The organism is Clostridium sp. 19966 (genome assembly GCF_032335695.1).
In the GTDB taxonomy this organism is placed as follows: Bacteria; Bacillota; Clostridia; order Clostridiales; family Clostridiaceae; genus JACTOJ01.
Genome location: NZ_JACTOJ010000054.1, coordinates 1 through 10,003 on the forward strand (window position 1 = coordinate 1; position 10,003 = coordinate 10,003).

The window sequence follows — 10,003 nt, forward strand, 5'->3', positions numbered from 1 at the left end:
AACTTAGTAGTAGATGGGATAGTTGGACCTAAAACTTGGGGACAGCTGACTGACTCCTATACCTCAAAGAATGTAAGTATTCATGTGGTAGGAGAAAGAAGTGAAAAGCCTGGGAGGGAAGAAGAAAAAAGCAGCGAGGATGTCGAAAAAAAATCTCAGGACTATCAAGAAATACTTAAAGAATGGAATGAAGTGAATAAAGCTTTTGATGAAGAAAGTAAACCATCTAACATATTTTTAACTGGTTCATATGACTTTGCTAAAAGTATGATTGGACCAACAGATAAAGAAACTCTTATGGATTATTTCAATGGAGTAACCATGGGAGGAGGTGGAGTAGCCTTAGGGTTTGGAAAAACCGTATTTATTGGCTCTGAAAGACTTTCAGGGAGAATAGGGAGTCTCCTTAGAAGTGAATCAAAAGCTGATAGTATACTGGAAGAAGATATAATAAAACAACAAGCTGAGATAGCAAATAAGGGGGTTACTAAAGCTGACTTAGATGGCGTTAGGATAATCAATAAAAAATATGCAGGACAAACATACAAATTAAGTGGGGACTTAGCTGAAAAATATCCAAATGGAGTTAAGTTCACAGAAGAAGGATTCCCAGATTTCAAGCCATATAGTACTAAGACGGTAACAGTTGACAACCTTGAAGGTGATGCTTACTATGATTTTATCAAAGCAAATGAGAAAGCAGGATTTGATTCAACACCAGAAGGATATACATGGCATCATGTTGAAGATGGTAAAACAATGGAACTTGTTCCGTCTGATTTACACGGGGATGTAAGGCATACTGGGGGAGCATCTCTAATCAGAAAAGGTATAAGACCGTAAAATAAGGAGGATGAATATTGATGTTAATACCGAACATTGAGTTTAGAAATGGAATGTGGAATGGAAAGATACATTTAGATTGTTGGAGTAACTTTTTTGAAGGTAAAGATGATATTGATTTGAATATTGGTGGTGATTCAAAGACAGAGAAACTGGAGCAAATTCATAAGAATGGATACGAATATGTGATATCTAATCAAGAGGAATTACTTAATTCAATCTTAAATGAATTGCTAAAACAATATTCAACTATGCAAGAAGAGTATGGTTATGATGAAGATGAATTAGAAGAAATTATGCCTAATGTTAACCAAATTCATGATTTTAAAAAATTAATTAAACCTAAAAGAATCTATATACTAAATGTTGAAAATAACGATATGCCGTACATAGGATTCCATTTTCTATGTTCTTGGGATGAGGAACATGATTTAGGGGTTATGATCAATATGGATAGAATCATTAAGATGGGTGGTGCAGATACAGCTTTTCTATCATGGATAGCCAAGAATGATAAAAAGAGCTTTGACTCGAATAAATAGAGCTGAATAATAGCTTATTGTGTAAAGAAATAACTAGAAGAAACAAGATGTCTTCAAAAGATACTGCATAACCAATAAAAAGGTAACTGCAAAAAAATAATAGTAGCAAGTATATAATAAAATAGATAAAAGACATAAAGTAATTCACTGCATAATTGTAATAATGCAGTAAGTAGTAACAAAAGCAAAAATCAAATATATATCATTGTAATAATGAAGGCTAACGCTGATAAAAAGCGTTAGCCTTTTTTCTATGCCTAAAACATTGAAAGGGGTAAAGAGCAATGATAAATGAACTGATAAAGAGATTCAAGATACATCTAGAGGAGGACGGAAAGAGCATAAAAACAGTTGAAAGCTATGTTGGAGATACTTCTGCCTTTGTAGCGTTCCTTGATAGTAAGGGAGTAGATTTCAATGGAGAAATGAAAAGATTCTATATCACCAGCTACAGGAACTATCTCATTGAAAACCAGTATGAGCTTAGTACTATTAACAAGAAAGTCAACAGTATTCATTCATTCAATTTTTTTATTGCAGTGGTCAATTGTTATGTATTGACTCAACTCAAGAACTCTATCCTTTATCATCTCCAACATTATTTCATCAAGTGTAGGTGGGACATAGAGTTCCTTTGATTGGTCCACGCTTGCGCTTTCTATGTCTTTTCCTTTATAGAGGTCATCTATGCTGATAAATGCAGCATCAACAGCTGTAGGTGGTTTTTCTTCGTATTTCCTTGAACTCAAATTGTAGTGGTACTTGCTTTCTTTAACAACCAATTTCTGAATTCGGGCGTAGCCCTTACCGTACTTCTCTTTTACGAAATTTTCTGTAAATTCCTTTCCTTTTCTGTTAAACATATTCACAAATTCATCGTAATCTATTTTATTAACAGCATTTGTTCTCATCTATCAATCTCCTTGGTTCTTTTCATTAATTATTCTTTACTCTATAACTATTCCCTGTTATACTAATCACATGGCAGTGATGCAGCAGTCTATCTAGAACGGCAGTTGCTGCTACTTCACTGGTGAAAACTTCATCCCACCGGTTAAATGGGAGGTTAGTAGTTATTATTAGGGAGCTTTTTTCATATCTTTGGCGTATAAGTTGAAAAAATATGCTCTCTTTTTCTTTGTTCATTTTCAAATATCCTAAATCATCAATTATCAGTAAATCAATTGTTGACAACTTCTTAAATGCAGCTTTTAATGTACCCTCAGCATATGCCTCAAATAGACTATCCACAAGATCTATAGCGTTTTTGAAAAGTACATGTTTCCCTTGTTCGCATGCCCTTATTCCAATTGCTGTGGATAAATGACTTTTACCGACGCCAGGAGGGCCTATAAACACCATATTTTCCTTTTTTCCAAGGAAGTTGAGTGTGCCAAGGTCTCTTATTTTATTTTCATTTATACTTGACTGAAATTTGAAGTCAAACTCTTCGAAAGTGGTATGTATTTCAAATCCTGCATTCTTCATATTTTTCTCTTTTAAGCGGCTCTTTTTCCCCATTTCCTCAATCTTTAACAACCTGCACAAAAATTCTCTAGGACTCACATTATCATTTATAGCCGTTTTTATTTCTTCATCATAAGACCTAAGTATGTCCGGTAATTTAAATTGTTTTAACAATCTGGTTATTTCAAAGTCAATATTCTCATTGACGTTAGCACTTTTTACGTTCAATTTTGACCCCCTTCAGTGTAGTAGGCTAGACTTCGCACAAGCCCTTCGGGCAGTTTATGCCTTTCTGCTCTCTTCTCGCGTTCCTTCAGTCCAATTATCTCATGCTCAAGAATGAGCTTTAAGAAACGTTCTTTTATCACAGCCTTTATATTATCAGCTCTAACAATATTATTTTCTATACAGTGCTGCAGTATTATTTCAAGCTCTTCCACGTCATAGAGGTCTCTTAATTTCAGTATTTCTCTAGCATGAAAATGAGCCTGGTTAGTGAGCCGAGAGGCGAGTTCATAGAAGTCTGCACCATTTCTAAATGTCTTTTCAAATACGCGTCGTATTTCAGGTATAGATTTTGGTACCAGGCTTGCTATATCTTTGTAGTCACTATTATCAGTAACTTTGCCTTTTTTACCACCTAGAGTTCTATATGTCTTTATATGGTTCATTCTGGCATCAAATATTTCAAGAATAAAGCCGTACACAACTCTTATTTTTACGGTGGTACCGACATAGGCCACAGGTACGCTGTACCTGTTAGTATCAACCATAACATAGGAATCATTGCTTACTATCCTTTCCTCGATATCCAGCTCCAGAACCTTCTTGCTCTTTATTCCTATCAATTGGTCCTTTTCTTCAAGGAACATCTCCTCCGGTATTCTGCCGGTTGTCCCATGTATTCTTAAATTAGTTTCTTTCATAAATGCCTTTGCAGCATCATTAAGTTCCTCCATAGAATTGAATTTATTGCCCTTGATGAACTGTTCTTCGATAAATTGGAATGGTTTTTCTATTTTACCCTTCGTCCTTGCCCTTAGGGGCTTACAGGCGTTTGGTGTGGTTTTAAGATGTGCAAACAATCTTAATGCATCTTCGTTGAAATTAACCTCACTGCCACTAGCGTGGCTTATTACAAGAGCTTTGGGATTATCAATGACAATCTCACGCGTGACTCCACCAAGTTCTATAAAAAGATCTTGTATGGCCTCATAAACAGAAACTGCATTCATCCTTGTGGAAAATATCATTGCTTTCCTACGAGAATAGGGAAGAATCATTGAGAAACAATAAACAGTTATTTTTTCTTCATTTATCCACATTTCATATTCGCTCCAGTCAAACTGGGCTTGATCTCCTGGAGGAGTCTCAAATCTAACTGTTGCTTTTCTGTTAATAACAGTTTTTTCACAATCAAGTAGACTTAGAAACCTGTATATTGGATTTATGCCTCCTTCATACCCCTTTTTACAAAGTTCTCTGTATATCCGTGTACCATTAAAATCAAATTCCTTATCTAAATACCAGATCCTGATAAGGTCTTTATATTCATCAATTTTAGTTGGACTCTGAATTCTTCTATACTTTGGTTCTTCCTCTAAGGCTATTAACTTTTTCACAGTATTCTTTGACATTCTAAGATCTCTGGCTATCTTCTTTATGCTCACTCCATTTCTATGCAGTTCTTTAACTGTGTACCAATCTTGCAATTTCTTCACCCCGTTGCCTCCCTTATGTACATAAAAATTACATACATAAGGATATTATCTTTTGCTTAGGGGGTCAAATTTCAGTTAAAAAGGGGGTCAATATTCATTGTAAATCAACAATAACAAAATTCCAATGGATGCTGTAAAGGTATCTGTTGGAATTTTTCTTTCTAAGGTCTAACTTTGGATACAATAGGACATAGCTTGGTACATGGTAATTAAGGATGCCTTGAAACATTTCAGGGTATACAAATAATAAATTGTAGTGGTATACTAAAGTTGTAACACCTCGGTCTAATAGATTATAATAAATCTATTAAAGAAAAGAGGAAGAAATATGAGCCAACAATATGAGGAAGAATTTAAGAAAAAGATTGTCAGTCTCCATCTTGGAGAAGGAAGAACAATAAGAAGCTTATCTGAGGAATATAATGTATCAAAAGGTATAATCTCAATTTGGATAAAAGCTTACCGTGAAGAATGCCAAACAAACCATGAACTAAAAGAAGAATTTGATTATAAGCAAGAGAACCTTAGACTTCGCAAGGAGCTAGAAGAAATGGAAAAAGAGAATCAATTTCTAAAAAAAGCAGCAGCATTCTTTGCGAAGGAAATCGATTAGTGGTTTATAGATTTATTAAGAACAATAATAAAGAATTTGGATTAAGATGGCTTCTTAGAAGGTTTGATTTGTCACCGAATTCATATTATAACTTTCTAAAAAATAGGAAGTCTACTTATCATGCGAAAAAGCAAGAAATATTCAGTGAAATCAGTAAAATATATCATAAAACTGAAGGCATACTCGGTCATAGAAACATGGCGATTTTTCTAAGACGCAAAGGTATTTTCTGCAGTAAAACCACTGCACATAAATACATGAATAAAGAACTTGGACTTAAGTCTATTGTTGAAAGAAAAAAGCCTGGTTACATAAAAGGACAAGCTCATAAAATCTTCCCTAATTTACTGAATCAAAATTTTACTGCAGATAGAGCTAATCATACCTGGTACACTGATTTTACATACTTATTTCTTACAAATGGCAAGAAGCGCTACAACTGCTCAATTATTGACCTCTACGACCGTTCTGTAGTAGCAAGCTTGAATGGTAATGAGATAACAAGTGAGCTTGTTATTAACACTTTAAGAAAAGCCATAGATTCAAAGCCAAACCTAAAGCACGGATTAATCATTCACAGCGATCAGGGCTCACACAGTATACGTCAAAAGATTTTACGGACTTCTGAAAGTCAGTAAATATCCAACAAAGTATGAGTAAAGCAGGTTGTCCTTATGATAATGCTCCAATGGAAAGATACTATAACACCTTAAAAAACGAACTAATATATCATCCTTATTTTCATAGTGATGAAGAATTAAATGAAGCAATTAACACTTTTGCCTACGTATGGTATAACCATGTAAGACCTCACACATTCAATGGAGGGCTAACGCCCTTTGAAGCAAGAAATAAAAGATAAAATTATTAGGTCAATGTGTTACAAAAAAGCTTGACCATTGCAATGGTATAGATTTAACAAAAACTATTTTTGATAGTATGCTAGGAAGAAAATAACCTCAATGATATTTTTATTGACTGTGTTAAGTGGAATTTATTTGGAACGATAATGGAATATACATATGAAGGGTGTAAAAAAGGTTCACTTTCTTCTTAAATACGATAGCAATATACAAATGGAGAAATTTTCATTGCGGATGAGAAGGCAATTGACATCAAGGAAAGTTAATTGTATTTTACTTGGAAATTTGCCTAAAATTTACGACACAACACTAAGAATACAGTGATAAAAGATTAAAATGAACTAGCTGAAAAACAAGTGGCTAGTTCATTGCTTTCTAAAGTGATAAAATAATGATGATCAGAGGAAATAATAAATCTTACTGGTAAAGTTGCAAATATGGGATTAGCCAGAAGAATGAAAGTAAATCTTAGAAGTTTTATATTATAAGGAATAGGACATATTTCTAGATATTTATTAGATTTAGTAAAAGCTACATTTACTCATATTTTTTATATAGATAATTTACCTTTGTAAATTATTAAAATTGCGACATCTACGTTTTTATAATTTTTTCTTTCTGTAGAAACAAATTGAAGATCTCTAACTACCTCACTAAGGATTTAGGTGGATTGTTGATAAAAGGTTCATCAGGAGATGATGTAAAGAGGCTTCAAAGCATGCTGATATCCCTTGGATAAGACCTAGGAAGCTGTGGAGCGGATGGAATCTTTGGAGGCAAAACTTTAGCAGCAGTGAATGCTTTTCAGAGCAGCCATAACTTAGTAGTAGATGGAATAGTAGGACCTAAAACCTGGGGACAGCCGACTGACTCCTATACCACAAAGAATGTGAGCGTAAAAATAGTTGTAGAAAGAAGTGAAAAACCTAGGAGGTAAGAAGCAGGAGATAGTAAACCTAATCAAGATGAAATTCCTCAGCTGACAAATGAACAGATTGAAGCGTTGCTTAGAGAAGCATACGATAGTCAAATCAACAATTTATATAATAATAAACATTTGGTTAAAAAAGACATTTTTGATTATTTGGCAGATTTTGTAACTGGGGATTATAGTGAAAAAACTGAAGAGCAGCAGATGTATGAGTCTATGTTTTTTGAAAATGGAATGGACAGCCAGTATATCACAACAGCAATCATGTGCGGAGGTATGAATGGTGCTAGTGGATTACAATTAAGTGAAGAAACTGGAGAAGCCCTTGAAAATGAAGCATAAGCACCAAAAATTCTTTCTCAAAGTAATAAACGGGTGAATACAGAACCATTATCAATTAATTTGCAATTACTTGGGAAGAATGGAGGTAATGCTTCCTTTGAAAATTTAACACCTATAGAGAGAAGTATACATCAAAGTCAAGTTACTCCATGGTGGAATAGTTACCAAAAGTAAAGATTGAAAGGGTGGAAGATAATTAATGAAGTCAATTAAGTTATTAAGAGAAAAAACATCCTCTAGAAATACATTAAACTATACAAATATTTTTGGAGAGACTATAGAAGTGGGATTTTCATGGAGAAATCCAGCTTTAGAAGAAGAAATCCACGATTTTGAGTCATCAAACAATATTAAGTTGCCAGAAAGCTATAAAGAGTTTTTGAAGGTTTCAAATGGAGCTATAGTATACGAAGATATAGAGTATGGGGGAAGTGGTTACAAGATATTAGGACTCAACGAAATTTTGACATCAACTAGAGCAAGAATAGAATGGGGATATGATATAAAGGATTACTGTATAGTTTTTGCTGAAGTTATAGGTAAATCAGACTTTTTATTATTTGATTTGAAAAAAAATGAGGATAAAGGTAAGAATTATATACTAGATGGAGATGCAGGCTATTCATTTGATGAATGGGAATATATAAAAGGTGACTTTTCCCTTTTTATAAATAGACTAATTACAACGAACGGCTCAATGTACTGGAGATGGTATTAAATGTGGTGAAATATCGATCATTAATGTGTATATACAAAATACTTGAATTATTAACTATATAAAAATGTAACAAGGGGAACATCCATAGATTTGTGTAAATCAAAGCTATGGATGTTCCCTGTTTATATGGTGGTGCCTGTGAAAAAAGTCTGTAAAAAACAGCTTTCTATGATAAAATCAAAATATCATAGGAGACTGTTTTATTATGGGAAAAAAAGAGAAACAATGAGTGAAGGAAAGAAGAACATTATAGCTGCGCTGCTAGAAGAGTATGACATTCAGTCAGCTGAAGATATTCAGTATGCATTAAAGGATTTGCTAGGTGGTACAATACAATCTATGCTAGAAGCTGAAATGGATGAACATTTAGGATATGCTGTTAATGGTAAATATTAAGCGAGAAAGAATTTGCTGCATTAAGACAAAAAGCAGTAAACCAAGCGTGGAGACAAGAGAAAGAGCTCGTTACGAAGACTGGAAGAGGGACAAGAGATTGGACTCCGGAAGAGATACAAGAATTAATGTCAAATGGTAAAGTAAAAGGATATGAAGGTCAACATATGAGGTCAGCAGAAGCGTATCCTGATTTTGCAGGAGACCCTAATAATATTCAATTCTTGAAAGGAAGGAATATGAGTGTTAATGAACATTTAGACGCTCATGGTGGAAGTTATAGAAATCCGACAAAAGGATACTATGACCCTAATTCTGGTAATTCTATTGAATTGGGAGATTCTGTACCGTAGAAATAAAAAAGCGAAAGGAGAATAAAAATGTCTAGAAAGATTTTAACTAATGATGTTTATTTTAAGCCATTCTTTGATGAAATTAACAAGTATTCTGAAGGAATTCACAATTTAAATGAAGGAGCTAATAACAATGATATTGAGAGTTTAGAGGTAGCTTTAAAGATTAAATTGCCTTTAAACTATAGAAAATTATTGGAGTTATGTAATGGAGGAGAACTATTTGCCGTTCCAGCGGGTACTGTATTGTCAGAAGTGTATATTCCTTCAAACGGAGCCATGAAAAGAGGGGCATCGTACTTAAATGAATCTTTTAAAAAAGAACGTAGATGGCCTAATATGCTTGAAAGCTTTCTAATAATTGCAGATACTAGTTATGGCGATACAATATGCATGGATTTTGAAACTAATAATGGTAATGAAGCTAGAATAGTTAAATGGAACCATGAAGAAGGAGAAGTAACTAGTAGTTGGAAAAGACTAATTGACTGGCTCATGGAAGAGCTAGAGATAGGGGCAATGCTTGTTAACTATGATGGTACTGATAAAGAGTAAGAATATGAAAGTTATAAAATCCAGCTGCATAAGCTTATCTTAACTAACTGCATTACTATAGATAGGAAAAATTATTGGAATGAAATATCATAAACAATCACATTCTTAAGGTTGTGCTAATGAAAAACTCAATTCATAATTTCAATAATGCAGTAAGCAGTAACAAAAGTAAAAATCAAAAATATATTATAGTAATAATGAAGGCTAACGCTGGTAAAAAGACGTTAGCCTTTTTTTATGCCTAAAACAATGAAAGGAGCAAATAAGCATGATAAATGAACTGGTGCAAAGATTCAAGATATACCTAGAGGAAGACGGAAAGAGCATAATAAAAATAGAAAGCTATATTGTAGATACTTAAGTCAGGGATTAGAACCATTACCGAATATGCCTATGATGGTGATGACTTAAGGCTTAGCAAAACTATAAAAAAATCTACTAATGGGTATGCGCCAGAAATAACAAATTACCTATATGATAGACAGCATGTTATAATGGAAACAGACGGAAATAATAATCTGAAGGTAAGGTATATAAGAGGCGTAAACTATTAATATTTATAGATCCTAGCGGACATGTACAGGTAGAACTAAATGAAGATGGAACAGAACAAAGGATATTTGTAAAAACCAGCCCAGGCTATGATAGCTCACTTACTAATA

General features: G+C 33.7%; 12 protein-coding genes and 2 pseudogenes. 11 read left to right on the forward strand and 3 right to left on the reverse strand.

The features are described 5' to 3' along the window. The 3 genes from IAI10_RS23920 to IAI10_RS23930 form a co-directional block, all read left to right on the forward strand. On the forward strand, positions 1-843 hold an 843-nt coding region (locus IAI10_RS23920; RefSeq protein WP_315675831.1), incomplete at its 5' end, for an HNH endonuclease. A 20-nt stretch (positions 844-863) separates the two neighbouring features. Then, positions 864-1,385, forward strand: coding sequence for a DUF6985 domain-containing protein (locus tag IAI10_RS23925; protein ID WP_396334424.1), 522 nt, complete (start codon positions 864-866; stop codon positions 1,383-1,385). A gap of 284 nt (positions 1,386-1,669) precedes the next feature. Further along, the gene (locus IAI10_RS23930) at positions 1,670-2,023 is read left to right on the forward strand and encodes a phage integrase N-terminal SAM-like domain-containing protein (protein ID WP_315675833.1); all 354 of its coding nucleotides are present in this window, start codon (positions 1,670-1,672) and stop codon (positions 2,021-2,023) included. Here IAI10_RS23930 and IAI10_RS23935 read toward each other — a convergent pair. From IAI10_RS23935 to istA, 3 genes are read right to left on the reverse strand one after another with little or no spacing between them, the layout of a single operon-like run. Further along, positions 1,904-2,296 (reverse strand): hypothetical protein, encoded by a 393-nt coding sequence (locus IAI10_RS23935; RefSeq protein WP_315675842.1) that lies wholly within the window; start codon positions 2,294-2,296, stop codon positions 1,904-1,906. The genes IAI10_RS23930 and IAI10_RS23935 overlap by 120 nt on opposite strands. Positions 2,297-2,321: 25 nt before the next feature. Beyond that, positions 2,322-3,080 carry an IS21-like element helper ATPase IstB gene (gene istB, locus IAI10_RS23940; RefSeq protein WP_315675834.1) on the reverse strand — a complete coding sequence of 253 codons (759 nt, stop codon included), beginning with the start codon at positions 3,078-3,080 and terminating at the stop codon, positions 2,322-2,324. Beyond that, positions 3,077-4,573 (reverse strand): IS21 family transposase, encoded by a 1,497-nt coding sequence (istA, locus tag IAI10_RS23945; RefSeq protein ID WP_315675835.1) that lies wholly within the window; start codon positions 4,571-4,573, stop codon positions 3,077-3,079. Before istA ends, istB begins: the two co-directional genes overlap by 4 nt. Positions 4,574-4,901: 328 nt before the next feature. Between istA and IAI10_RS23950 the strand changes: the two are divergent. From IAI10_RS23950 to IAI10_RS23985, 8 genes and pseudogenes are all read left to right on the forward strand, one after another. After that, positions 4,902-6,048 (forward strand): annotated as a pseudogene (locus tag IAI10_RS23950) (IS3 family transposase). A gap of 767 nt (positions 6,049-6,815) precedes the next feature. Then, positions 6,816-6,986, forward strand: coding sequence for a peptidoglycan-binding domain-containing protein (locus IAI10_RS23955; RefSeq protein ID WP_315675840.1), 171 nt, complete (start codon positions 6,816-6,818; stop codon positions 6,984-6,986). A 66-nt stretch (positions 6,987-7,052) separates the two neighbouring features. Next, the gene (locus IAI10_RS23960; protein WP_315675836.1) at positions 7,053-7,322 is read left to right on the forward strand and encodes a hypothetical protein; all 270 of its coding nucleotides are present in this window, start codon (positions 7,053-7,055) and stop codon (positions 7,320-7,322) included. A gap of 199 nt (positions 7,323-7,521) precedes the next feature. Continuing rightward, positions 7,522-8,040 (forward strand): SMI1/KNR4 family protein, encoded by a 519-nt coding sequence (locus tag IAI10_RS23965; protein ID WP_315675837.1) that lies wholly within the window; start codon positions 7,522-7,524, stop codon positions 8,038-8,040. A gap of 225 nt (positions 8,041-8,265) precedes the next feature. Continuing rightward, a pseudogene (locus IAI10_RS23970) lies at positions 8,266-8,415 on the forward strand (IS256 family transposase); the annotation flags it as partial. A gap of 14 nt (positions 8,416-8,429) precedes the next feature. Continuing rightward, complete coding sequence (locus IAI10_RS23975) at positions 8,430-8,786, forward strand: hypothetical protein (protein WP_315675841.1); 357 nt, start codon at positions 8,430-8,432, stop codon at positions 8,784-8,786. A 27-nt stretch (positions 8,787-8,813) separates the two neighbouring features. Continuing rightward, positions 8,814-9,341 carry an SMI1/KNR4 family protein gene (locus IAI10_RS23980; RefSeq protein ID WP_315675838.1) on the forward strand — a complete coding sequence of 176 codons (528 nt, stop codon included), beginning with the start codon at positions 8,814-8,816 and terminating at the stop codon, positions 9,339-9,341. Positions 9,342-9,460: 119 nt separating this feature from the next. Continuing rightward, positions 9,461-9,586 (forward strand): hypothetical protein, encoded by a 126-nt coding sequence (locus IAI10_RS23985; RefSeq protein WP_315675839.1) that lies wholly within the window; start codon positions 9,461-9,463, stop codon positions 9,584-9,586. The last annotated feature ends 417 nt before the right edge of the window (positions 9,587-10,003 follow it).